Below are 25,202 nucleotides of genomic sequence, written 5' to 3'. Positions count from 1 at the left end.
AAAGCCTCAATCCAATATCAAAGTAGAATAAAATCACAAAAAAAACAAGCAAAATGTTAAGCACGGGGTCTAAAAAATGACATAGCCGTGCCGATCGATGAGTCGTTCCCAATGCGCACCGAAATCCAAATCGACCGAAAGCAATTGGATACGGTTCTGCACCTTCGGAACATAAATGCGGTCGATGTGAACGGCCTGAGACGGTGAAGAGAATGCCGACGGTCCGACGACGCCGCCGAAATGATCGCTGCGGCCAAAGGCGACATGAAAGCCGAGTTTCTCGTCGAGCAAAATCTCGCCGATGGGCGCGATGCCGAATCCGTCCAGTACACCGAACCCCAGCTCGGCAATATTGCCGTACGCCGGCTCGCGGCGCAGCAGCTCGGCTTCGCTTTCGCTCTTTTCGCCGCTGCTCATGACCTCGACAGCTCGATTGTTTTCCACACGATAAATGACGATCTCATCGTCGAATTGTACAGGCAGCAAACCGGCAGTGCGACTTGCCTCGCCCTTTTCTCCTTCATAGGGAACAATATAGGTTTCACCGCTCGGCAGATTGCCTGCGGTTCCCGCCTCAAAAAATCGACCGCTGCTGAGATGGGCTGTGTGATGCCTCAGATCAAAGGTCATCTCCAGAAGGTTTTCGTCAACTTTAAAAACTGCATGAACAGCGACGGCTACATCCAGCTTTTGTTTCAAAAGAGAGCAGCGGGCGTGGATCTTTTCATAATCGAGGCGCAGAGCCGGTATCATTGCCGGCGAAAAGCCGGGCATGGTGGCGGCGCGAAAGCCGAAAATCTTGGCTGCATTTTTCAAGGGTGCCGTCGTCGAATACTGCGTCGGAGCCAGAAACAGTTGATACTTGGAAAAGATTTTCTGAAAGGATTGTTTGGGGTCGGAAAGATCGCGGGCAACGTTCGGCGGCGGCTCCGTCAGAAAAAAGCCGTACTCCGGCAGATCGGCGTTGTTGCGGTCCACGCTTGGATAGGCGATCAGCGCGACATCCTTTAGCCCCGCTTCCAAGGGGCTTTCGCTCAAAGACCGATACCATTCATAAGCGATGACGCGGCGCAGACGCCAGGCAGGCGTATCGGATTCTGAGGCATTTGGGATGTCGATCAAAATGGCAAGACTTTCTTCATGGGCAAGCGGCGGAAAGACCGTCCGCACCAGGCGACTGATTTCTTTTGCCTCCAGGTTTTCCATCAAAACCTCCTGCAAAACATAGGCCTACAAAAAAAGGGCGATGATCATCTCATCGCCCTTTTTGAGAACCCAATCCAATCAGAGCAGAGAAAATGTCACGGTCAATCCGGCCATTACAATGGCAACCATGCTCATCAGTTTAATGAGGATATTGAGGCTGGGGCCGGAGGTGTCTTTGAACGGATCGCCGACCGTATCGCCGACGACGGCGGCTTTGTGAGCATCGGAACCTTTGCCGCCGTGCGCACCGCCTTCAATGTACTTTTTCGCATTGTCCCAGGCGCCGCCTGCATTAGCCATAAACACAGCGAGCACAAAGCCTGCCGCCAGGCCGCCGGTCAGGAGACCCATCACACCGGCTGCGCCGAAAACGAGGCCCATAAGGATCGGCGCTGCAATGGCCAGAAGCGAAGGCAGCATCATCTCGCGCTGCGCTCCTTTGGTCGAAATAGCCACGCACGAAGCATAGTCGGGCTCTGCTTTGCCTTCCATAATGCCTTTGATTTCACGGAATTGGCGACGGACTTCGTTGACCATGCTTGCAGCGGCGCGTCCGACGGCGGTCATCGTGAGACCGCAGAACAAGAAGGCCATCATGGCGCCGACGAACATGCCGAGAAGCACCTTAGGATTCATCAAATGCACGTCGAAATAGTGCATGAAATCAACCAGTTCCAACTTGTTGACTTCGGCCAAATTGGAAAGCTGCAGGCCGTTCGGGAAGGTGTATGAGCCGACGTTGTTGATGACGCGCACGATACCGATTTTGAGTTCTTCGATATAGGAGGCCAAAAGAGCCAGAGCCGTCAGCGCCGCAGAACCGATGGCAAAACCCTTGCCGGTCGCTGCCGTCGTGTTGCCGAGGGAGTCAAGAGCATCGGTGCGGCGGCGAACTTCTTTTCCGAGGCCGCTCATTTCCGCGTTGCCGCCGGCGTTGTCGGCGATGGGGCCGTAGGCGTCGGTGGCTAAGGTGATGCCGAGCGTGGACAGCATGCCGACGGCGGCGATGCCGATGCCGTAAAGGCCGGCAGACATATTGGTCACGTCAAAGCCCGCAGCGCATAGATAGGCAAAGATTGTCCCGATAACGATGGTTAGTACGGGGAATGCGGTTGAAAGCATTCCCGTCCCCAGTCCGGCGATGATGACCGTGGCCGGGCCTGTTGTGGCATTGTCGGCAATGTGGCGAGTAGGCCTGTAAGCCTCGGAAGTGAAATACTCGGTTTCTTTACCGATCAGCCAGCCGGCAACCAGGCCGAAGAGAATGGAGCCCCAAATGCCTACATAATTGGGCAGATCGAGGGCGCGCAGAATAAGGAAAGAAGTTACAACGATCAGGATCGAGCTCAGATTGATGCCGCGTCCAAGTGCGCCGAGAAGCTGTTTCTGGGTGGCGTCCTCGCCGGTGCGCACGGCATAGATGCCGATGATCGACAGGACCGTACCGACCGCCGCAATCAGCATGGGAGCGATGACCGCTTTGAACTGCACCGCAACGCCGAGTCCCATAAAAGCCGCTGCGCCGAGAGCGGCCGTCGCCAGAATCGAACCGGCATAGGATTCATAGAGGTCGGCGCCCATTCCTGCCACGTCGCCCACATTGTCGCCGACATTGTCGGCAATAGTCGCCGGGTTGCGCGGGTCGTCTTCCGGAATGCCGGCTTCGACCTTACCGACGAGGTCGGCGCCGACATCGGCAGCCTTGGTGTAGATGCCGCCGCCCACGCGCGCAAACAACGCCTGAGTCGATGCGCCCATGCCGAATGTCAGCATGGTCGTGGTAATGACGATCAGATTGTGAGTGTCCGTCGCTGCAGGATAGAAATGGTTGAGGATTAAAAACCAGAGCGAGATGTCCAATAGCGCCAGGCCGACGACCACCAAGCCCATAACCGCACCGGAGCGAAAGGCGACCTGCAGGCCCTGATTGAGCGATTTCTGCGCCGCATTGGCGGTACGGGCGCTGGCATAGGTCGCGGTCTTCATGCCGATGAATCCGGCCAATCCCGAAAAGAATCCGCCGGTCAGAAAAGCAAAGGGGACCCAGCCGTTTTGGACTTTCAGTACATAGGCCATAAAGGCAAACAGCAACGTGAGAACGATAAACACCATCAAAACGACTTTGTACTGCTGCTTGAGATAAGCCATGGCGCCGACGCGGACGTGTGCGGCAATGGTCCGCATTCTTTCCGTCCCTTCATCCAACCGCATCATCTGCTTGAAGAAAAGGAAAGCAAAGCCGAGAGCGATTAACGAAGCTACCGGCACCAACCAGAAAAGTGGATTCAGCATTGGTTCTCCTTCAACTAGAGTTCAACATAAATGCGTTCAGTGTATATAAAAAAGACCACGCAAACACCGTGCTTTGCATCGGCTGTCAGCGGCATGAAAGACAGCCGCTTTCCATATCGTCAAAGCCCAGCTTTTGAGTGGTCTTACGGCCTAGAGAAAAGGATTAATCCTCAAACGGAATGAGGTTAGCAGATCGCCACCACTCGTAATATTTATCTTCCAATTCCTCTAACGAGGGGAAGGGATAAAAAGCAAACTCTTTGTCGTCGCCGACGAAAAAGCCGTTCTTGATGGTGCGAAAGATCAACTCGCATCCCATAGCGCGGGAAACCGCTTTGGTCAGTTTGCTCGGATTGTTCACCAATTCGAGCAGACAATCACGCAAATGATCAATATTGCGGTAGGGCAGATCATAGGCGGAACCGGTTTTGGGATTTTCGGCTAAATTGCCGAGTGTAAGCTCCACAAAAGCAAGCCGCGGAACATAGACAAGACTGCCCTTATTGGTGATCGTTCGACTAAAAGCCAGAGGTTCCAAATTGGATGCAATCATCGGATCGACCGGCGCCAGCTCTTGATACAAGTGAAGCCGACGTTCTTCGCTCGGCTTGTAAGGCTGCGACTTGATCTCCAGAACGTGGCCCGTTGAAGTCGCCAGATATAGATTCTTCAAAGCATTAATGGGCACATGCTCCAAAGCCCGGTAGATCGACACATAGACGGATCGTTTCGGAGAGCCGTCGGGGTTCGGTACGCAGCGTTTTGCCGCCGCTTCAAGCGGTAGACTCGGGTCGACTTTATTTTCATCCACGCTGAAAAAAATAGCCTCGCCGCGCGTCTTTTTGCGAGTGCCGACCGCATAGTACCGTCCAAAATCATCCGGCGGAAGCATGGAATAGATCAATGCTTCCGGTATCATGGAAAGGTAAAGATATACCTTCATCCCTGTCTTCCCTTTCGGCTCATGCGCCACGGCCTTTTATTTCATTGCTCTCGGTTTTGTCCGGCCGTTTGAATTGAATTTACGACTATTATTGCAAAAAGTCAATATATTCCGCTCCCATCGCGGAAAATATATTTCCTTCGAATAGGAACAAAAACAACCAGACACAAAACGGGGTATGATCTCAGCCGATACTTGGAAAGGAAAATTGCCTATGCCTTGCATTAACCTTTATAAAGGTTGCAGGCTTATTGGCGCAAATTCGCTCAATCTTTAGTGGGCTTGCTTGCGGGCTCGTCTTTGCGTATCGGGACGCAGGGATTAAGCTGATCGCCCTTCTCGTAAAAATGGGCAGGGCGTTGCAGGCCTGTTATCCAAAGTCTCGGGTGATCTGTTGCCGGATCTTTGTTGGATACCCTGCAGACGCCGGCAACCTTTTATTGAGGAGGGGAGGCCAGCTTGTCTTTTACCCTGAGCCAAGCGGATCGGGAGGCGCGGATGATGCTTTCTTCCATGCAAAAGGCGACGCGAAAGTGGCCTTCGCGGCCGAACCCGCCTCCCGGAACGGCGATTATGTTTTCGCTCAGCAGCAGTTTGATAAAATCATCGTCGCTGTAACCCTGCGGAGTTTTCGGAAAAAAGTAAAAAGCACCTTGCGGCATTACGTATTCAAAGCCCATTTCGTCTAAAATTTCAGCCATGGCGCGGCGACGTTGTTCATAAACGGTAACGTCTACGCCGGCATGAAGCGAGGCGAGAATAATATGCTGGCCGATAATCGGCGCGTTGACGTAGCCGAGAATTCGGTTGGCGAGAATGATTCCATTAAGCAAAAGATCGGCGCCGTCGAGGCGGGGATTGACGGCCAAGTAGCCGATGCGCTCGCCCGCCAAAGAGAGACTTTTTGAGAACGAGCTGATGATGACGCTCGAGTCATACAGCGGCAGAATTGCCGGTGGCGTAAGTCCGTCGTAGGTTAAAAAGCGGTAAGGTTCATCGGAGATCAACAGGATCGGCCGGCCGTACTCGGCGGATTTAAGCGTCAGTATATCAACCACCGCTTCCAACTCTTCGCGACTATAGACGACACCGGTGGGATTGTTCGGCGAGTTGAGAATCAGGGCGCGTGTTCTGTTCGTTATCGCCGCTTCGAGCGCTTTCGGATCGAGTGAAAAGTCGTTGCGGCTGGGTACCGTTACCAATCGGGCGCCGAAATTGGCGGCATAAAAGCCGTATTCCACAAAATAGGGTGAAAAAGTCATCACCTCGTCGTCGGGCAGGAGAATGGCGCGGAAAAGTGCATTCATCGCTCCGGCGGCACCGCAGGTCACAACGATATGCTTTCCGGCAAGAGGAGTCTGCTGTTCTTCGCTGACGCGGCCGGCCAGCGCTTCGCGCACAGCCGGCAGACCGGCATTGGGACAATAGCCGAAGGACAGCGGCTTGGATGCGCGTTGCGCGAGGTCATGCAGCGCCTGCGCCACTTCTGCAGGCGGCGGAACGTCGGGATTGCCGAGGCTGAAATCAAAGACCCGATCCTCTCCGTATTTGGCCTTTAATTCGGCCGCCGCCTCGAACATGCGGCGTATCCACGACTGTGTCTGCATAAAGTCCTTGATTTGCGGCGTAACGATCGCCATGACGATTCTCCCTGTTTATGGCTCCGCCTCTTGCGGGCGGATCAAACGGCCGATCACTGCCAGCAGCTCCGTCCTGCCTTCGCCGGTAAGAGCGGAAAACGGCAGGATCTCGGAAACATTTAAATCGGCCAACGCCTCAAGATTCTCTTTGATCCGACGCTGCAGTTGCATTTTCGACAGCTTGTCTGCTTTGGTGCCAACCACGATAAAGGGAGTGCCCAGCGACCGCAGCCACTCCAGCATCTGTCGATCGCTCTGCTGCACCTCCAAACGAATATCGGTAAGAACCACGACGCCGCGTAGATCCCTACTTCGACTTAAATAGGCTTCGATCAGCCGCCGCCAAGACTCCTGCTGCGCTTTCGAAACTTTGGCAAAGCCGTATCCGGGCAAATCAACAAAGTAGCAGGAGTTGTTCACTCGGTAAAAGTTGAGCAGCCTGGTTTTACCCGGCGAGGAGCTCACAAGAGCCAAATTCTTGCGATTAAACAGCTTGTTGAGCAGACTCGATTTGCCGACATTGGAACGGCCTGCAAAGGCGATCTGCGGAAGGCCGTCTTTGGGAAGTTGATCGAGTCGCGCCACGCTCTTGACAAATTCCGCCTGATTGATCTTCACGTCGACCCTCCTTTCCCGAAAAAAGGGGGCGGTTAAGCAGCTTCTTCGCTGGGAAATGTGTCGACGGCGCGCTTGATGTAAATCGGCTCACCTCTTTTCAGCACCACGTCACGGGTAACCCGGCATGCCCCGATGTCTTTACGCGACGGCAATGAAAACATAATGTCCATCATGACCGACTCCATAATGGAGCGCAGTCCGCGCGCGCCGGATTTCCGTTTGACCGCCTGCCTGATGACCTCCTCGAGGGCATCCTGATCGAATTCCAAAGTCACGTCGTCGAGTTCCAAAAGTCGACGATACTGCTTCAGCAAGGCGTTTTTGGGCGTGGTGAGGATTTCCAACAACGCTGCTTCGTCAAGGTCGTCGAGAGTGGCGATGACGGGCAGTCGGCCGATCAGCTCTGGGATAAGGCCGTAATGGAGCAGATCCTCAGGCTCGACATGGCGAAGGATATCCTGCTGGATCTTTTGGTTGTGCTCGATGTCGGCGCCGAACCCCATCTCTTTTTTGCCGATACGGTTGGCGATAATTTTTTCCAGACCGTCGAAAGCGCCGCCGCATATGAACAGGATATTGCGGGTGTTGAGGTTTATGAACTCCATTTCCGGGTGCTTACGGCCGCCTTTCGGCGGAAGTGCGGCGATGGTGCCTTCTAAAATTTTTAGGAGGGCCTGCTGCACGCCTTCGCCGGAGACATCGCGGGTGATGGAAGGATTGCCGCTTTTGCGCGAAATCTTGTCGATTTCGTCGATATAAACGATGCCGCGCTCGGCCCGTTCGATATTATAATCAGCCGCCTGCAGGAGGCGAACGAGAATGTTTTCAACGTCCTCACCCACATAACCGGCTTCGGTCAAAGTTGTCGCATCGGCAATGGTGAACGGTACCTGCAGAAAGTTGGCCAACGTCTGCGCGATCAGCGTCTTACCGGTGCCGGTCGGGCCGATCAGAAGGACGTTGCTCTTTTCCAAAACCACATCATCGGAAAAGCGCGGATTTTCGATGCGTTTATAGTGATTATAGACCGCCACGGCGACCGCTTTCTTGGCCTGCTCTTGGCCGATGACATAGCTGTCAAGCTCAGCCTTGATCTCTGAAGGAGTTGGAATGCGTCCGTTCAGATGGAACGGCTTTTTGGCCTGTTCGCGGGCAATCACTTTGTTGGCAATGGCAACGCACTCGTTGCAAATGCTGACGTCCGGCCCGGTGACGATCGTCTCGACTTGACTCGAATTCTTGCCGCAAAAAGAACAAACGGCATAATGCGACCTGCGCGGTCCGCTTTTCGTCATTTGCGTGATTCTCCTTTTTCTGAGGCCTATTTGTTCTTGCGCCGCACCATGACGTCGTCAATAATGCCGTATGCCTTGGCCTCTTCGGCGCTCATAAAAAAGTTGCGCTCGGTGTCGGCTTCGATCTTTTCCAGCGGTTGGCCGGTGTGCTGCGACAGCAGCTTGTTGAGCTGAGCGCGCAGCGTGAGGATCTCGCGCGCCTGTATTTCGACGTCCGTCGCCTGACCCTGCGCGCCGCCCAGCGGCTGGTGGATCATGATGCGGGAGTGCGGCAAAGCCGCCCGTTTGCCTTTTGCGCCGGCCGCCAGAAGCAGCGCCGCCATGCTCGAAGCCTGTCCCATGCAGATCGTCGCCACATCCGGTTTGATGTACTGCATGGTGTCATAGATCGCCAAACCTGATGAAACGTAACCGCCGGGAGAATTGATGTAGAGATAGAGATCCTTTTCCGGATCCTCGGCCTCCAGGAACAGCATTTGGGCGATCACAAGACTGGCGACTACATCGTCAATCGGGCTGCCGATAAAAATGATTCGCTCTTTTAAAAGACGGGAAAAGATATCGTATGCGCGTTCACCGCGTCCCGTCTGTTCTATGACCATCGGCACCAAACCCATCTATCGTTTCCTTTCGTTTCGATGTCCTTCGTTTATCCACTGCTCAATTTTCCGGCGAACGGAGCAGCTCGCTGAACGGCCGCACCGTTTCGCGAATTTCCGCCTGCGATGCCAGCCAGGCAATCAGCTTGTCTGAAAGAATGTCTTCCTTCAGCCGCTCCATTTCCTTCTCATCTTTGCGCAGGGACTCGATCAATCTCTGGCCGTTCTCGCTTTGCCGATACGGCTCGAGCTTTGCCTCGATATCCTGCTCGTCAACAGTAAACCCCTGCTGCTTTTTGATTTCCTCGCTGATCAGCATCCATTTGAGATCAAAGACGGCCTGCGGGCGAAAATAATTGCGCAAAGCTTCTTCATCCAGTTGCTCATTCCGTTTCAAAGCGCGTTCAACCAGCCGATCGGTATATTTCTCGATCATCGAGGGCGGCAGTTCCAAGTCGGAGCGTTTGACCACCTCCGTAATCAAAGCATTTTCAAAGCCGGTCTCTGTCTCGCGTTCCGCTCTTCTACGCAGGTCGGCCTCGATGCTTTCGCGCAATTCGGCGAGAGTTTTGTAGCGGCCGCCGAGATCTTTGACGAATTCGTCATCCAATTCCGGCAAACGACGTTCCTTGACCTCTTTAACGACGGCTTGATAAAAGACCGTGTCTTGTTCACGATTCGGCTGTTCGATCATCTCGGATTTTTGCCGTTTCAGCATGACGCGGCGTTGATCTCCGGCTTTGACGCCGACAAGCTGCGGAGCCAGCTCGTTGTCGTTCGGCGCGAGATAAATCATCTGATCGTTAAAACTGGATCCGAGAAGCGGCACGCCGCTCGCATCAATCTCTTGAAAGTCCGCCAACACATAGTCGCCCGGCTGCGCTGCGTCCTCTTTGAGGTAAAGCATGGCATGATCTTGCCGCAGATTTTCCAAAACCTGATCCACCGCTTCGGGAGTCACCTGCCAGACGATCTTTTCGATCTGCATACCCCTCAGGTCCGGTACGTTTACTTGGGGATATTGTTCAAAGACAATCGAGAACGTGACGTTGCCTTGATCGTCAACATGGCGACCAACGATGAGAGGCTCATTGTAGAGGTCGAACTGATTTTCTGAAAAGATGCGGCGCCAGGCATCTTCGATGCCCAAGTCCTGCGCTTCATTTTTAATCTGCGAAGCGAAAAGGCGCTTGACCATTTCAGTAGGAACTTTACCCTTCCGGAAGCCTTGCAGCGTAGCTTTTTTCTGGACATTGAGCAGGGCCTTGTCCAGAAAGGCATCGATTTCATCGGCAGGAATTTTGACTTCAATAGTCGTTTGCCCGTTAGTGCTGGTGTTGATCGTATAGTCCAATCGTTTTTCCCTTTATTCTGTTGAGTCCTGAACATAAAAAAATCGTCGGAAAGCATGCCGAAGCGCGCCCCAACGATCGTCTTTGATTGTGCGAGAGGGGGGACTTGAACCCCCACACCGTGAAGGTACTAGATCCTAAGTCTAGCGCGTCTGCCGGTTCCGCCACTCTCGCCCGATCGCAAGCTCTGAGCAGGTAAAAATTTAATGATTTGGCACGCCAAAGTCAAAGAAATTTTCCGCCGCCCAGATAGCCTAACTCTTTGAGAGCAAATCGGATGCATAAGGGGACAAACGCTGTTTTGCATGGCTCGGACATATCCGCTCAAGCACATAGGGGGCTGTAAACAATTGTGAAAAGCTCGTGAATGACGTTCTTTTATTTGCTTTCTAAAAAGAGGAGTTTAATTTCTATTTATAAATGTGTAAATAAATGCTAAGGAGAGAGTATGCGTTTTCTTTCTTATCTCGATAGTCGATTGCTTAGACGCTGCAGTAAAACCGGCCGGATTATCGGTTTTCGGTACGCCGGTGCCGGAGTCTTTTTTCCAATTCTGGGGCTGCTGTCGCTGATCTGGTTCCTCATCCGTGTCATCCCCAAACCGAGCCGTGCAGCTTATCCCTGTATGCGCGCCGCTGCGCCGCTCGCTTCCGGTTTCATCGTCTATTTGATCGGCTCCGTCACGGCATGGCTGGGTCTGCGGAAGACGAAACAACTGCGGTCGAAAAGACCCGCCCTGGCGGCGGCTTTGTCGGTCCTTGTTGTGATGGCGGCTGTTTCCTTTACGGTAGGCGGCAAAGCTCGTCCCGCTGCTGCCACAATAGCCCATGAGGATCACAAACCGAACGCGCCGATCGGTGAGGCAAAAGGTATTTTCCCGGGCCGGGTCGTATGGGTTTGGGATCCTGACGCCACCAATGAAAACTGCACCAACAGCGCCAACAAAGACGACGGTTGGTTCATGCCGAAGAACAACAACCAGGAAGTCATCGACCGCATGCTGTCGCAGGCAATTCGCGGCTTGACCGGCGCAGCTACAGACAGTGAAGCCTGGGATAAAATTTTCCGGTACAATAACCGTCTGCAGGGCAAAGGCGATGTGGGTTATCAGGAAGGGGAGATCATTTACATCAAAATCAACGCCACCAGCTCATGGGACGGCAATTTCGACCCAAAGAATCTGGCCATCAAAAAGAACAATAACTACGGCATTGCGGAGACCAATCCGCACCTTGTGCTGGCGCTTTTACGGCAGCTGGTCCGCGTCGCCGGCGTCAATCAGCAGGATATTTATATCGGCGACCCTCTTAAACATGTCTACAAGCACTGTTTCGATCTGTGGAAGGCGGAATTTCCGGACATCAATATTCTCGACAACAATTCTACTTTGAACGGCCGTATAAAGGTCGTTAAAACCACCAAACCGTTCATCAAATATTCGGATCGCGGCACTGTCATGTTTACCGGCGACTGGAGCAATCCGCTGGCCGGTCAGCCGACCGTCGAAGATTACTACTGTACGATTGCCGAAATCTGCAATTATCTCATCAACATACCGACCATGAAAGGTCACAGGCGGGCAGGGGTGACCATGTTTGCCAAAAATCATTTCGGTTCACACATGCGCAATAATGCTGTTCACCTCCACAATGGGTTGGTGGATCCCACGGAAGACGGCAAATATGCGCGCTTTCAACGGCACCAATATCGCGTGCAGGTCGATCTTATGGGGCATGAAAAACACTACAAGCGCGGGCTGTTCTACCTGATGGACGCTCTCTATTCCGGGTCGGAAGCTACGGATCCGCCGCGCAAATTCTCCATGCCGCCGTTCAATAACGACTGGACCTCCTCCATTTTCCTCTCCTTCGATCCTGTGGCCATTGAATCGGTGGGATATGACTTTTTGCGCACCGAATTCCATGCCGGCAGTCTCTACCCTTATCCGGTAAAACCGGCGGTAGACGACTATCTCCATCAGGCGGCAGACCGTAACGAATGGCCGACGAATATCATCTATGACCCAGAAGGTGACGGCACGCCGATCCCCAGCCTGGGCGTCCATGAGCATTGGAATAACGCCGTCGAAAAAAAGTACTCCCGCAACCTGGGCATCGGCAACGGCATCGAGCTCTATTCCATTTTCGGCACAACCGGAGTTGCCGAGCAAAAAGAACTGTCGAGCGGTTTCAGCCTGCCTGCCAATTACCCCAATCCGTTCAATCCGGGCACAACGATTCGATTCGAACTGCCGCGCGCCGCTTACACGCGAATCGAAATTTTCGACATGAACGGTCGCCTTGTCCTACATCATGAGGGCCGTTACGAGGCGGGACGGAACGAGTGGTACTGGAACGGAATGGATGACCAGGGTCAAGCCGCGCCAAGCGGAATCTATTTTTGCCGAGTAAGCTGCAACGACGGAATAAGCCTGTTGCAACAAACGCGACAAATGACGTTGGTCAAATAGACGTTAGAGTAAGGTTGGATCAGCGGCGGCCGGTATGTTTAGGCCGCCGCTTTTTAATTTGGCGGCCTGGAAATCATGGCGGAATTTTGTCGCCTTTGCATGTGTTAGATTTGCGTCAGTTTTTGAATATCATATTTTGGTTTCATCGGAGTGCTTGAAAAGTTCAAGTGTTCCGGCCCAACTAATGGTTGCGGAAGCTTCCTCATCTTCTCCATAATTCTACAAAGTATAAATCAAGGGATAGAAAAAAGTCAAAGTCGATTATGGATGTATTGATTGCTTACAGCAGTGGTTATGGCGCCACAAAAGAAGTCGCGGAAAGAATCGGCGAAATTCTAGGGCAAGACGCGGCCATCAATGTGAGAGTGGAAAACCTGGATAATCTGCAAGGTGAGGATGTTGAAGCGTTCGATGCCGTCGTTGTCGGAAGCTCAGTGCGGGCCGAGCGTCCGCTTGCCAATGTTCGCGACTTTTTTGCCCTAAATCGGGACGTCTTGGCGCAAAAAAAGGTGGCTCTGTTTGCCGTCTGTCTTGCCGCTGCAACAGACGAGGGACGGGAAAAAGTCCGTCGCGACTATCTTGGCTTTATAACTGAAAAATATCCGGAGCTAAAATTTTTGAGCAGCGAAGCTTTCGGCGGGAAAATCGATTTGCATCGACTCAATCCTATTATGCGGCGGCTGATGCAAAGGGTGCTCCTGGAGCACGGCTTGCCGGTCACCGAGCGGATCGATACGCGTGACTGGCAATTCATCGAAGCATGGGCTCTTGGATTAAAAGAAAAATTGTTAGGAACTAACGGCCAATAGCGGCAGATAAAGATTAGCCTGTCTAAAGACGATCCCTGTTTTTCCTGCAGACGCTTCTTTTTCAACCAACGCAACAATTTCCGTCGGCCGCTTGAGCGGAATCATCCCCGTTTTCTTTACAATCTCAGGATCCAGATTGGAGAGCAAATAGATTTTTGCATTTTCCGTTTTTTCCTTGAGAGCGAGAGCGGTTTGACTGTTGATCTGAAAATTGCGGCTCAAGGCTGCGGCCATCGTTCGTGAGTCGCCGTAATCGAACGTTGGTAAAAAGGTCTGCGAGCCTATACCTTCGCCACACTCTGCGATCATGATCAACGCTCCCCCCCGCTTGACGGTGCGAAAGGCGTGATGGATGGCTTTGTGCGCCTGAATCAGGTTGACGTCGCCGGGAAAGCCGCCCGCATCGGCAATGACCCAATCCGCCTGTTCCTCCAACGGCAATCCATAAAGTTGCTGAACGATCGGCAGAAGCCTCGCCTGGGCCTCTAGGATATTACCGCCTGCAGCAGCTGCGAGGCGGCCTTCGGGTGCCAGAACGACCTGCAAAGAGAGGGCGTTGTTCACGAAATTCAGGACTTGTCTCAGGTCTTGAAAGACCGGATTGTCGGCCAAATTGCCTTCCCGACAGTTGGGATGAAAGCCGTAGTTTGGGTCGATGCTCAGGCTGTGATTGCAGCGTATGGTTTCATAGCCGGCAACTCCGGGCAAAAGCATCTTGGCCCCGCCGCCGAATCCGGCAAAATAGTGATAAAGAATGCCGTTGACGGTAATAATGAAATCCGTTTCGCGCACCTTACGGTTTAGCCGTATCGGGGTGCCGAAGGTGGTGGTGCCCAAATCGATCAGCCGGCTTTCGTCCTTGGCGTCATGCTGGGTGACGCGATAGCGTGAATATATCTCCGGAGACAGCAATGCGGCGAGCGTCTCCTTTGAAAGGGCGACGTGAGAGCCGTTGGCGATTAAAAACTCAATGTTCGGCTGGAAGGCTTTTTCCAAAGCGTGCGTTAGTCGCGGCAAAATAAAAGGCAGATTGCATTTTCGGGTGTGATCCGGGACAATGATCAATAACCGCGCTTTAGGCGCAAGACGAACACGGAGGGCAGCGAGAAGCTCGTCAATGGCCCGTTCGAGGATTGTCGACTCGCTTTCATGTATTTCGGAAGAAGGCTTTTCCAGCTCTTTCACGAAGCAGGTCGACGGCAGCTTTATGTCCACAACCTGTTTACCGTAACGGAAATTCACGCTTGATACTTTTCTATCGTGTGAGAACAAGGGGGGTAGAGGAGGCTACCCCCTCCTTTTATCCGAGAAGGTTGACGATTTCCTCGCCGTGACCCTCCGGCGTGACTTTGTGAAAGGCATGTTCAATGCGTCCGTCTTTACCGATGATGAACGTCTTACGGATCATGCCCATGTAGGATTTGCCGTACATTTTCTTTTCACCCCAAGCGCCGTATGCCTCGGCCACGCGATGATCGGTATCCGACAGAAGCGGAAAGTTCAAGCCGTATTTTTGAATAAATTTTTGATGCGAAGCCAGATCATCGGCGCTGACGCCGAGTACCACGGCATCTTTGGCCTGCAGCTGCGGAAGCTGGTCGCGAAATGAACACGCTTCCTTGGTGCAGCCTGGAGTGTCGTCTTTGGGGTAAAAATAAAGCACGACGCGCTTTTTACCGAGAAATTGCGAAAGACTATAAGTTTGACCATCCGAGCCGGTTAAGGCAAAATCCGGGGCCGGATCACCGGGTTTAAGATTAACTGTATTGCTCATAGGTATTCCTTTCTTCTTGTGTTCCGTCCGTTAAAATTCGGAGCAGAAACAACAAAGACAAAAATTGGAAAATTCCTTTAGACATCCTTTAAATAGGTAATACCGACCTCAAACGGCATGAGATCAATACCGAGTTCCTCAGCAAACGGGCGCGAATCGCAGACATTGTCGCTGGTGAGCATTGTGAGTCGATCCAAATCGATCGGAGAAAACGGAAAGAGCTGTGCAATGCGCACAAAATTTCGACTCAGCGGGAGGGGCAAGGAAAGAAAACGGACAGATTTCCCGATGGCTTTACCAATTAGCTCCACTTGCTCGCGAAATGCGAGGGAATCTGGACCGCCGACATCGTAGGTTTTACCGATAGATACCGGGAGGCTGAGCGCCTTTACAAAGCCGTCGGCGACATTTTCCACCGCCACGGGTTGCGAACGATAAAGCCCGTCGCCGAAAAGGGGAAAGAGACCCAGCGGCGAGAGGCGCAGCATGCGCGCTAAAAGTGAATAGACCGCATCCCCTCGTCCATAGATGAATGAGGGGCGAAAGATGGTAAACTCGAGCCCGCTGTGCCGAACCGCTTCTTCGGCTTTGCCTTTCGTACGAAAATAGGGCGTGGGTCCATCCGGCGAAGAGCCCAGAGCGCTCATATGCAAAAAGCGGCGGACGCCGCGGGCTTTAGAAGCCTCGATCAGATTCAGCGTCGCCTCGTAATTGATCCGCTCGAATGTAACGCCCCGACGCGGCATTTCCTTGATGACGGCAATAAGATGAACAACCGCTTCGCAGTCCGTTAATGCGGCGTACAAGGAACCCTTATCGGTTGCATCTCCGAATTTGACCTCGACGCCTCTTTGCCGCAAAAACTGCGCTTTTGCGGCATTCCGCACTAAAGCATGCACCAGATATCCGGCTGCATGCAATCGTTCGATGATCACTGTGCCGACAAAACCGGTTGCACCGGTAACAAAGACGTTCACTTTCTCTTCACGGCCTGTTTACTATGCCCAAAAACAGCACTGCGCCGCTGTTTTGCTCGCGAATAAAGAACAAGAACGGCCGGTTCACGACCATAATAAAGCCGTTAGAGTCGCCGGCAGATGTTAAGGCGATTCCGACGGAGGTGGCAGCCGCAGCTTCGGTCCCTTCTTCATCAACTTGGACGAAGCTTTTATGCAGAACCTCGGAAATGAAAAGGGGCCCGTTGCGGTTGATGCGGGTAAAGTCGGCCTGCTCGGTAAAGGCAACGGCCATACCCATATTGCTCAGAGCGTCATTGAGCTTCTTTTTGTACTCCAGCTTAAATTTGACCAGATGGAGGGTGCCGCGCTGCTTGGAAAATTTTTTCGGCAAAGCGCGCAAAGATTCTTTGTCAAGTGACTCCAGCAGTTCAGCAGGTGTTTTGCCGTATGCCGGCAGAAGGATGGTCATGGAAAATCGGCCATTGCCGTACGGCAGATCGATCGCCTGCATCTGTTCATTGGCATAATATGAAAAGGCATCGTTGGTCTGTACCATCATAGAGCAGGGTACCGCCGCCGCTCCGATGGGGAAAAATTCATCGGCACGAGTTGCGTTTTTATCGAACTGAGATTTCCACGTGCCCTTGAAATACACGGCGTTTATAAGGTACATCACCATTTCGCCGGGAATGCTTTCCAGTATCTTGTCAATTTTGCCGTGTGTCTTTTCGCTGACCCAACGATTGATGATGCCGAGGCTCGCTGGATCATTAAAATCGAGTTGCTGAACCATGGCGTCGAGATAGGTGCGGTTGAGCCGCAGGAAATCCTCTTCGACCGGAAATCCGCGGCGTATCCAGATCGAATTGGCAATTTCCATTTTAACGCGAGGGTCAGCGGACAGAAGAAGCGCAATAAGAGAGCGAAACGCCTCGTTGCGTTCCTCTTCAGTGAGTTCAAGTTTCAGCGTCTGACGCATGGCGGCCTCAGTTTCGCCTGCTGCCCCATTCAAGGTCATGGTCAGCGCCATGGAAATGCTCAGCGGAGAGATGAAAAGGTTTTCCTGCTGCGACTCTTGGGCGAGTTGTTTGAGCAGCGCAAAGCCGAAATCCTCCGCCCCTTCTTTGATCGAGTTTTCCGCCGTCGTCAGAGCGCGCATCGGCTGCAGCGAAGGTTCATAGCTCAAGTCGCGACTGCAGGCTGACAAAAACAGGATCGTTAAAAGGACCGCCGGTTTTCGCGGGAACATGGTATAACCCTCCAGATTACTTTAGAATATAACCAACATTTGCATTCGAAAGCATATTATTTTTTTGTATCGAAAAGGCTGAACGCACCCAAAGAGATTCTCGAGTTGATTTAGAGCGTTATTTTCCGTATTTTTAACTGCTGAAAATCATAAAAATATCCCGCAAGGAAAGTATGCAGCAGGACTATATTCGCAATTTTTGCATCATTGCCCATATCGATCATGGAAAGTCGACTTTGGCGGATCGTCTCCTCGAGGCCACCGGCACGATCAGCAAAGCGGAAATGAAGGAACAGGTGCTGGACAGCATGGACCTGGAGCGGGAACGGGGCATCACCATCAAAATGCACGCCATCACCATGAAGCACACGGTCGACGGCGTCGAATACACCCTGAACCTTATCGATACTCCGGGCCATGTTGATTTTACCTACGAGGTTTCGCGCAGTCTGGCGGCCTGCGAAGGTGCGATCCTTGTGGTCGACGCTTCTCAAGGGGTCGAAGCGCAGACCGTCAGCAATCTTTACTTGGCCATCGAAAACGATTTGGAGATCATTCCGGTCATCAACAAGATCGATCTGCCCAGCGCGCGCATCGAGGAGGTCAAGCATCAGATTATTGATCTGCTCGGCTGCAAGGAGGAAGAAATCCTGCTCGCCAGCGCCAAAGCAGGAATCGGTATCGAGGGGATTTTACAGGCGATTGTGGAGCGCATTCCGCCGCCGGAAGGCGATTCGGAGGCGCCACTGCGGGCGCTGATTTTCGACTCGGTGTTCAACGCCTACCGCGGCGCCGTTGCCTATATTCGCGTTGTGGAAGGAGAAATCCGCACCGGACAAAAAATCCGCTTCATGGCGACCGGTAAAGAGTTTGAAGTTCAGGAAGTCGGCATCCTTCGCCTGCAGCTTGTGCCTCAGGACAAGCTGAGCGCCGGTCAGGTCGGCTATGTCATCGCCGGTGCAAAGGAGGTCAAGGACACCAAGGTCGGAGATACGATTACCGATGCTCTAAATCCCGCCGACCAGCCGCTGCCGGGCTACCGCGAGGCCAAACCGATGGTCTTTTGCGGCCTCTTTCCTTCGGTCACCGAGAATTACGAAGACCTGCGCAACGCGTTGGAAAAGCTGGCGCTCAACGATTCGGCTCTGCACTTTGAGCCCGAGTCCTCGCTGGCGCTGGGGTTTGGTTTCCGCTGCGGCTTTCTCGGGCTGCTGCATATGGAAATTATTCAGGAAAGGTTGGAGCGGGAGTACGGCCTCGATCTGGTGACAACCGTCCCCAACGTCGAGTTTCACGTCTATACCAAAAAAGGCGAAATGCGTGTGGTCGACAATCCGGCCAATCTTCCGCCGGCCGGCGACATCGAGCGCGTCGAGGAGCCCTATATCAGCGCTTCGATTCTCACCCCGACCGATTACGTTGGGCCGATCATGACGCTGGCGCGTGAACGCCGCGGCATCTATTTGACTACCGAATACATCGACAGTACGCGCGTCAATATGCGCTATGAATTTCCGCTCGCCGAAGTCATTTTCGATTTCTACGATCGCCTCAAGTCGATCAGCAAAGGATATGCCTCCTTTGATTATGAATTTCTCGAATTCCGCCCCGGCGATGTCGTTCGTCTCGACATCCTGCTGAACGGCGAAAAGGTCGATGCCTTGTCCATTATTGTGCACAGCGACAAGGCGTACGAGTGGGGACGCAAAGTCACCGGGAAACTCAAGGAGCTGATTCCAAGGCAGATGTTTCAGGTGGCGATTCAGGCGGCCATCGGCGGCCGGGTCATCGCCCGCGAGACCATCTCGCCCCTGCGCAAAAATGTGACGGCCAAATGCTACGGAGGAGACATCACCCGCAAACGCAAGCTTTTGGAAAAGCAAAAGGAAGGCAAGAAGCGAATGAAACAGCTCGGCAAAGTCGAAGTGCCTCAGGAAGCGTTCCTGGCCGTCTTGAGGGTCGATTGAGCGACACAAACGCCATGATCTCGCTTGTCGGTTTGAGCAAATCCTATGGAACACAGGCGGCAGTTGAAGACCTGAATTTGCAGGTGGGCAGGGAGCTTTTCGTTTTTCTCGGTCCCAACGGCGCCGGCAAAACGACCACTATCAAGTTGATGACCGGTCTGCTGAGGCCGGATAAAGGAACCATTTTGCTCGACGGAGTAGACATCAATCGACAGCCGCTCGAGGCAAAAAAGCGGTTCGGATATGCGCCCGAGACGCCCGCTCTCTTTGAAAAACTGACTGCCGTCGAATTCATCGACTTTATCATTGCCGTTCATCGGCTTGATTATAAATCGGCTTTGATTCGGCGCGATCAGCTTTTTGAAATTTTCGAGCTCGCCGATCACGCCGGGAAGTTGGTCGAAGAGCTTTCCAACGGCATGAAAAAAAAGCTTTCCTTGATTGCCGCACTGATTCACCAGCCGCCCATACTCTTCCTTGATGAGCCTACCACGGCGCTCGACCCCAAAGCTGCGCGCAATTTAAAGGACCTCCTGCGCGGCATCGTTGCCAAAGGCGGCTGCGTTTTCATGAGCACCCACATCCTCGAAGTGGCCGAAGCCATGTGCGACCGCGTCGGCATCATCCATAAAGGCCGTTTGATTGCCCTCGGCACGGTCGAAGAGCTGCGGCGACAATTTGCCACCGACGGTACTTTGGAAGACATCTTTCTTCATCTCACCGGTGAACCTTATGCGGACAAAGTCGAAGAATTTTTGCAGCTGAACGGATGATCGGCCTGTTGACGAAAACTCTGGTCCGCATCAAACTTGCGCCGATGCGGCGGCGAAAAAGGCTGCTCACCGCGCTTTTTGCGGCTCTTCTGATTTCAAGTCTTCCTCTTTCGATCTATTTTTCAATGTATGGGATGTTTCAATTTTTTGGATATATGCCCGAATACGGCGAAATAGCTGTCCAAGCGGTTTTGTCTTTTTCTTTTGCTGCGTTATTTCTGCTGATGTTGTTTACCGGTTACGGCAGCGCGCTGCACCATTTTTTTTTGGCGGATGATTTGCCTTTGCTGCTGTCGCTTCCAATTGCCTTTCAAGCCGTCTTTTTCGTTAAATATCTCGAATGCTTTCTGAACGGATTTGCAACTTTTTTTATCTTTGGTGCACCGGTGCTGATTGCTTTTATTCAATTCAGCGGCGGCGGGGCGATAATGATAGCAACGGCCTTTGTTGCTTCGATCCTTTTTATAGCTGCTGCAGTTGCCTTTATCCAGTTGATCGCATCGGCCGCCGGCGCGCTGTTTGACGCCGCGCGGATGAGGAAATATGCCGTCATGATCGGCAGTCTTTTTGCCGTCGCTCTGTGGGCCGGGCTGCAATGGATGCGCTTCGACCGCTTTACCCCTGGTTCACCGGATTTCGATCCCTATGCCGCCCGAAAATTCATCTCCTCCATCTCCAACGTCTCTTTTGCCGTTTTCCCTTCGCAGCAGTTGGTCGACGGTCTTTTTGCAGTCCTTCACGGCAATCCTGCCAAGGCTGTCCTGCATATGATCGTACTAGGGACTCTCGCAGCACTATTCATTGTCGGCTCAATCAACTGGCGAATACGGCAGGAACCTTTACGGCGACTCGAGGTGCCAACCGATAGAAACCGAACGGAAAAATTGCGACGTAGTAAAGCGGCCGATTCCGAGACGTTACACTGGCGCCGAATATTGTTGATGAAGGAATTCAAAATCGCCGTGCGGGATATTCGTACCCGACATGTGCTTTTATTGTTTACGGTTGCAATGATTCTGTGGCCGCTTATGCAGAGGCGCGGAGGCGATGCAGCCGCAACAAAATGGGCGATGGCGTTTTTTGCCGCAGCCTTGTCGAATATTTTAGCCAGGCAGGCAATTCCGCAGGAAAAAGAGGCTTTTTTTTATACCAAACTGGCTCCGTTGGCAATGAAAAACTTTATTCTTGCCAAAGCCGTTTTGACTATCTTGCTCCTGGGCGCGGCTCTTATTCCAGGACAGATGGTCATTGCCGTTAAAAACAGAAATCTTATGGAAGGATTAGAGTCTTTTCTCATTCCCTTCGGATGCGTCATGCTCGGGACGGCTGTAGGGCTTTATACGGGCGCTCGATATGGCCGCTTTGACTGGCGCGATCCGAGGCAAATGATTGGTATCGGAACCGGCTATCTCTCGATGACCATTAGTCTTACTGCGGCCGGTATCGGACTTGGTCTTTTTCTCACTGCTGAATTCGTCGGCTACAGCCTTGCATTTGGGCTATTTTTTCTCTATGTTTACGCCGTCTTTTACACGGCGCTGGCGCTTTCGCAAAAACATTTGTCTACAATGGATTGGATCCTCACATCATGAAAAAAGGAATCGTCCGTCAGTTCTTCGACTCGATCGGTTACGCCCTGATCGCCGCGCTCATCATTCGGGCGCTGATTATTCAGTCCTACCGAATCCCTACCGGTTCCATGAAGGACACATTGATGATCGGCGATTTTTTGCTGGTCAACAAGTACATCTATGGCATCAACACTCCCAATCGCATCATCGGCACCAAGATCCGCATTCCTTCTACACGCCTTCCGGGCATTCGTGAGCCGAAGCGCGGCGACATCGTCGTTTTTCGCTTTCCCGGAGACGATACCATCGACTATATCAAGCGCTGCGTCGGAGTAGCGGGCGATACGATCGAACTGCGCGAAAGCACACTGTACATAAACAATGAACCGGAAGGTAAAGAAGAGTTTCTCGGCAAAGAATGGGACAGAGAAGAAGGCCGTTACATAGATTTTTATCGGATCACGCGGCCGAACGGTCAACAGTATGTCATTCGTAAGGCTGATCGTCCGGAATTCCGAATGGACCGGTTCGGCCCCATTGTTGTGCCTCCAGGTCACATTTTTATGATGGGCGACAACCGCGACAACAGCTACGACAGCCGCATGTGGGGCGCGCTGCCCGACCGTTATATTGTCGGCCAGGCGCTCGTCATCTTTTTTTCCATCGAAAAAATGGAGCCCTGGTACAAGCTGCACAAGAAAATTCGCTGGGGCCGGATCTTCGGCGTCATTCGTTGAGTACAAGTTTGTTTACGCATGAAAACGCTCAAGGAATACCTTGTTGCTCTCTTGATCACATTATTCGGGGCGTTGTTCCTAAGGACATTCGTCGTTCAAGCCTTCCGAATTCCCACCGGCTCTATGAAGGATACCCTCTTGATCGGCGACTTTTTACTGGTCAACAAGGCTGTTTTTGCCGTGCGTAAACCTGTCTTTCTACCCGGATCCTTGCTTTCCGTTTCGCGTTTTACAGCGATAAGAAAACCAAAACGGGGCGAAATCATCGTATTTAAATATCCCCAAAATCCCTCGCTGGATTACATCAAGAGGTGCGTGGGGCTGCCGGGCGATACCATCGAAATGCGTAACGGTCGTCTCTACATCAACAACCGACCGGAAGGAGAAGAGACGCTCATCGATAAACGCTTCGATGAAGAAGAACAAGCTCTGTACGGTTATTATCGTATTCAAACGCCCGATCACCGTCTCTATACCGTCCGCCGTCGACTTGATCATTTCGCAAATGATGATTTTGCGGCGACGGTTGTACCGCCGAGGCACTATTTTATGTTAGGAGACAATCGCGACAACAGCTCTGACAGTCGGGTTTGGGGTTTTTTGCCCGAAGACTTTGTCGTAGGTAAAGCCATGCTGATCTACTTTTCCTACGATTACCGTCGAACGGACGGCTCTCTGGTTAATCGCGTGCGTTGGGGGCGCATCCTGAAAACGGTCCGCTGAAGCATGCCTGCCGGACTATACATTCACATCCCTTTCTGCCGCAGCAAATGTCTTTATTGTGACTTTTTTTCTTCGACCGATCTGAGCCGGGTCAATCGTTTTCTTTCCGCTTTGCTTCGAGAAATGATTGTGCGCAGTCGGCAAGAGCCGTTCGCCGGTCTGGTGTTTTCGACGATTTATTTCGGGGGAGGAACGCCGTCCCTGTTGACGGCCGAACAAGTCGCAGGCATTATCGAAGCAGCTTTCAAAAATTTTCAATGGACATCGGAAGTCGAGATTTCTTTGGAAGCAAATCCGGAGAGTGTAACTGTCGATCGGCTGCAGGGCTGGAAAGCTGCGGGCGTCAATCGCCTGACTATTGGTGTGCAATCGTTCATTGACGAGGAGTTGCGCTTTTTAGGGCGACTGCACAATGCTGCGCAAGCCGAGGCGGCTGTTGAGGCCGCGCGACACACAGGCTTTAATAATCTAGGCCTCGATTTGATATTCGGCATTCCCGGGCAGACAATGACCTCTTGGCGATTCTCGCTTGCGAAAGCTTTGTCTTATACACCGGCGCATCTTTCTCTTTACAGTTTAACTTACGAATCGGGTACACCGCTTTGGCAAAAGAAGCAGAAAGGGCTGTTCTACCCCTGTTCCGATAAGCTGGAGAGGCAATTGTTTCTTGATGCAGCGGCAAGGCTGACCGGCGCCGGTTACGAGCACTATGAAATCAGCAACTATGCCCTACCGGGAAAACGGTCGCGGCACAATCAACTCTATTGGCAACAGTACCCTTACTTGGGGCTTGGACCTTCGGCGCATTCGTTCGACGGCTTTAAACGAGAATGGAATTTTCGCGATTTGGAGCGTTATTGCGAAGGCATTGAACACAAAGGTGAAGCTCCGGCAGATTTTGAGGTGATCTCGTCCGCTCTTTTTGCGGAAGAGGCTATCCTGTTAGGATTACGGCGTAGAGAAGGCATCGATTTGCAGGCTTGGCGCGCGCGGTTCGGTTATGATCTATTGCCGATCGCCGGAAAGATTGCCGAGCCGCTGGGAGGATTGGATGAGACGCCGTTGTTTTCACCTTCGCGGCGCGGCAGTTTGCTCAGTTTTAGCAACGGAAAGCTGGGTTTGACGCGGCAGGGAATTCTGTTCTACGATGCACTCTGCGCTGAATTTTTCATGCAGCTGGATAAAATAGTTCCATAGATTTTCTCCAGTTGGATCGGAATGCAAATCTTTATATCAATTTTAATCTTGACTTTCGCATTGTAACCAATTATATTAATTTAACGTGACAATTATGCGTCCGTGACAGTAAAACGTCATGGAGCGGCAGAGTTCTTTGAAAGCGGGGGAATGAGCGCCATCCGGCCGATTGTCGGCCTGTAGCAAATGCAGAGTAAGCCGAAAGTTAACGAAAAAATAATCTCGGCGAATTGCATTATAGAGCTTTTTTGAACTGGAAAAATCGAGCAAACACAAGGCAGAGAAAGGAGGTGGCCGGCTCAGAATCAAATACCCGCGGTATCGGCAGTATGGTGCCGAATTCTTGAGGAAGCAGGCACAAATTGATCTGCAGAGCTGTTGAGTACCTGCAGAAACCCTCTTAATTGCTCATTTGAGGAGGAAAAAACGCATGTTGAAACGAGCATTACTTTTCAGTCTGTTGCTCTTGATTCCTGTTTGTCTGTTTTCAGCGACGACAGGAAAAATCATCGGCGTCGTCACCGACAAGGCGACCGGCGAGGCTTTGGCCGGGGCCAATGTGATGATCGAAGGCACTACGTTGGGTGCGGCGACGAACGCTCAGGGCGGCTATATCATTTTGAATGTACCGCCGGGCATTTATACGCTCAAAGCCAGCTTTATCGGATATCAGGTGGTAAGGATTTCGAATGTCCGCGTTTCAGTCGACTTGACGACGGAGGTCAACTTCCAACTTCCGACTGAAGCCATTGAGGTGCAGCAGATTTCCATTGTGGCCGAGCGTCCTCTAATCAACGTCAATGCGACCAATGAGACGCACATTATGACGGCAGAAGATATTGCCAACATGCCGGTGCGCAGTTATGCAGGCGTCGTGGCGACAGCCTCCGGCGTGGTCAGCGCGCGCGGTACTCTTTATGTCCGCGGCGGCCGCCAGGATGAAATCGCCTACTATGTCGACGGTATTTACTCGAACGATCTCCGCACCGGTCAGCGCGTCGGCGATGTGCCGATTACCTCGTTGGAGC

General features: G+C 52.4%; 21 protein-coding genes and 1 tRNA gene. 9 read left to right on the top strand and 13 right to left on the bottom strand.

Annotated features, from left to right (window positions below; all coding sequences use genetic code 11):
- Positions 1 to 69: 69 nt before the first annotated feature.
- From ONB24_03040 to ONB24_03000, 9 genes are all read right to left on the bottom strand, one after another.
- Entirely contained in the window at positions 70 to 1,206 is a 1,137-nt protein-coding gene (locus tag ONB24_03040) for a hypothetical protein (protein ID MDZ7315079.1), read from the bottom strand.
- A 78-nt stretch (positions 1,207 to 1,284) separates the two neighbouring features.
- Positions 1,285 to 3,498, bottom strand: a complete 2,214-nt coding sequence (locus tag ONB24_03035) for a sodium-translocating pyrophosphatase (protein ID MDZ7315078.1) — start codon at positions 3,496 to 3,498, stop codon at positions 1,285 to 1,287.
- A 163-nt stretch (positions 3,499 to 3,661) separates the two neighbouring features.
- The gene (locus ONB24_03030; GenBank protein ID MDZ7315077.1) at positions 3,662 to 4,441 is read right to left on the bottom strand and encodes a hypothetical protein; all 780 of its coding nucleotides are present in this window, start codon (positions 4,439 to 4,441) and stop codon (positions 3,662 to 3,664) included.
- Between the two features lie 437 nt (positions 4,442 to 4,878).
- Positions 4,879 to 6,081 carry a pyridoxal phosphate-dependent aminotransferase gene (locus ONB24_03025; protein MDZ7315076.1) on the bottom strand — a complete coding sequence of 401 codons (1,203 nt, stop codon included), beginning with the start codon at positions 6,079 to 6,081 and terminating at the stop codon, positions 4,879 to 4,881.
- Between the two features lie 15 nt (positions 6,082 to 6,096).
- Complete coding sequence (yihA, locus tag ONB24_03020; protein ID MDZ7315075.1) at positions 6,097 to 6,699, bottom strand: ribosome biogenesis GTP-binding protein YihA/YsxC; 603 nt, start codon at positions 6,697 to 6,699, stop codon at positions 6,097 to 6,099.
- Positions 6,700 to 6,731: 32 nt separating this feature from the next.
- Entirely contained in the window at positions 6,732 to 7,994 is a 1,263-nt protein-coding gene (gene clpX, locus ONB24_03015; GenBank protein MDZ7315074.1) for an ATP-dependent Clp protease ATP-binding subunit ClpX, read from the bottom strand.
- Between the two features lie 26 nt (positions 7,995 to 8,020).
- Positions 8,021 to 8,611 carry an ATP-dependent Clp endopeptidase proteolytic subunit ClpP gene (gene clpP / locus ONB24_03010; protein ID MDZ7315073.1) on the bottom strand — a complete coding sequence of 197 codons (591 nt, stop codon included), beginning with the start codon at positions 8,609 to 8,611 and terminating at the stop codon, positions 8,021 to 8,023.
- A gap of 43 nt (positions 8,612 to 8,654) precedes the next feature.
- Positions 8,655 to 9,947, bottom strand: coding sequence for a trigger factor (tig, locus tag ONB24_03005; protein ID MDZ7315072.1), 1,293 nt, complete (start codon positions 9,945 to 9,947; stop codon positions 8,655 to 8,657).
- An 89-nt stretch (positions 9,948 to 10,036) separates the two neighbouring features.
- Positions 10,037 to 10,119, bottom strand: a tRNA-Leu gene (locus tag ONB24_03000).
- 274 nt (positions 10,120 to 10,393) lie between these two features.
- Here ONB24_03000 and ONB24_02995 point away from each other — a divergent pair.
- Both ONB24_02995 and ONB24_02990 read left to right on the top strand, forming a co-directional pair.
- A complete protein-coding gene (locus ONB24_02995) occupies positions 10,394 to 12,415 on the top strand; it encodes a DUF362 domain-containing protein (GenBank protein ID MDZ7315071.1) in 2,022 nt (673 codons plus the stop codon).
- Positions 12,416 to 12,678: 263 nt separating this feature from the next.
- Positions 12,679 to 13,224 (top strand): flavodoxin domain-containing protein, encoded by a 546-nt coding sequence (locus ONB24_02990; protein MDZ7315070.1) that lies wholly within the window; start codon positions 12,679 to 12,681, stop codon positions 13,222 to 13,224.
- Here ONB24_02990 and larA read toward each other — a convergent pair.
- The 4 genes from larA to ONB24_02970 all read right to left on the bottom strand — a co-directional run bounded on the left by larA (position 13,204) and on the right by ONB24_02970 (position 17,206).
- Complete coding sequence (gene larA / locus ONB24_02985; protein MDZ7315069.1) at positions 13,204 to 14,466, bottom strand: nickel-dependent lactate racemase; 1,263 nt, start codon at positions 14,464 to 14,466, stop codon at positions 13,204 to 13,206. The genes ONB24_02990 and larA overlap by 21 nt on opposite strands.
- 58 nt (positions 14,467 to 14,524) lie before the next feature.
- A complete protein-coding gene (gene bcp / locus ONB24_02980; GenBank protein MDZ7315068.1) occupies positions 14,525 to 14,998 on the bottom strand; it encodes a thioredoxin-dependent thiol peroxidase in 474 nt (157 codons plus the stop codon).
- A 77-nt stretch (positions 14,999 to 15,075) separates the two neighbouring features.
- On the bottom strand, positions 15,076 to 15,975 hold the full coding sequence (locus ONB24_02975; protein ID MDZ7315067.1) for a complex I NDUFA9 subunit family protein: 900 nt from the start codon (positions 15,973 to 15,975) through the stop codon (positions 15,076 to 15,078).
- Positions 15,976 to 15,982: 7 nt separating this feature from the next.
- Positions 15,983 to 17,206, bottom strand: coding sequence for a serpin family protein (locus ONB24_02970; GenBank protein ID MDZ7315066.1), 1,224 nt, complete (start codon positions 17,204 to 17,206; stop codon positions 15,983 to 15,985).
- Positions 17,207 to 17,361: 155 nt separating this feature from the next.
- Between ONB24_02970 and lepA the strand changes: the two genes are divergently transcribed.
- The 7 genes from lepA to ONB24_02935 form a co-directional block, all read left to right on the top strand.
- Positions 17,362 to 19,173: a translation elongation factor 4 gene (gene lepA, locus ONB24_02965; GenBank protein ID MDZ7315065.1), complete on the top strand. Its 1,812-nt coding sequence runs from the start codon at positions 17,362 to 17,364 to the stop codon at positions 19,171 to 19,173.
- Entirely contained in the window at positions 19,170 to 19,946 is a 777-nt protein-coding gene (locus ONB24_02960) for an ABC transporter ATP-binding protein (protein ID MDZ7315064.1), read from the top strand. The genes lepA and ONB24_02960 overlap by 4 nt, the downstream gene beginning before the upstream one ends.
- Complete coding sequence (locus tag ONB24_02955; protein MDZ7315063.1) at positions 19,943 to 21,538, top strand: hypothetical protein; 1,596 nt, start codon at positions 19,943 to 19,945, stop codon at positions 21,536 to 21,538. The genes ONB24_02960 and ONB24_02955 overlap by 4 nt, the downstream gene beginning before the upstream one ends.
- The gene (gene lepB, locus ONB24_02950) at positions 21,535 to 22,254 is read left to right on the top strand and encodes a signal peptidase I (protein MDZ7315062.1); all 720 of its coding nucleotides are present in this window, start codon (positions 21,535 to 21,537) and stop codon (positions 22,252 to 22,254) included. Before ONB24_02955 ends, lepB (ONB24_02950) begins: the two co-directional genes overlap by 4 nt.
- 18 nt (positions 22,255 to 22,272) lie before the next feature.
- Positions 22,273 to 22,977, top strand: a complete 705-nt coding sequence (gene lepB, locus ONB24_02945) for a signal peptidase I (GenBank protein MDZ7315061.1) — start codon at positions 22,273 to 22,275, stop codon at positions 22,975 to 22,977.
- 3 nt (positions 22,978 to 22,980) lie between these two features.
- A complete protein-coding gene (gene hemW / locus ONB24_02940; GenBank protein ID MDZ7315060.1) occupies positions 22,981 to 24,174 on the top strand; it encodes a radical SAM family heme chaperone HemW in 1,194 nt (397 codons plus the stop codon).
- Positions 24,175 to 24,604: 430 nt separating this feature from the next.
- A partial coding sequence (locus tag ONB24_02935) for a TonB-dependent receptor (GenBank protein ID MDZ7315059.1) occupies positions 24,605 to 25,202 on the top strand: 598 nt, incomplete at its 3' end.

It is taken from the genome of candidate division KSB1 bacterium (assembly GCA_034505495.1).
GTDB lineage: Bacteria > Zhuqueibacterota > Zhuqueibacteria > Residuimicrobiales > Krinioviventaceae > Fontimicrobium_A.
This window is presented reverse-complemented; position numbering and strand designations above follow the sequence as displayed.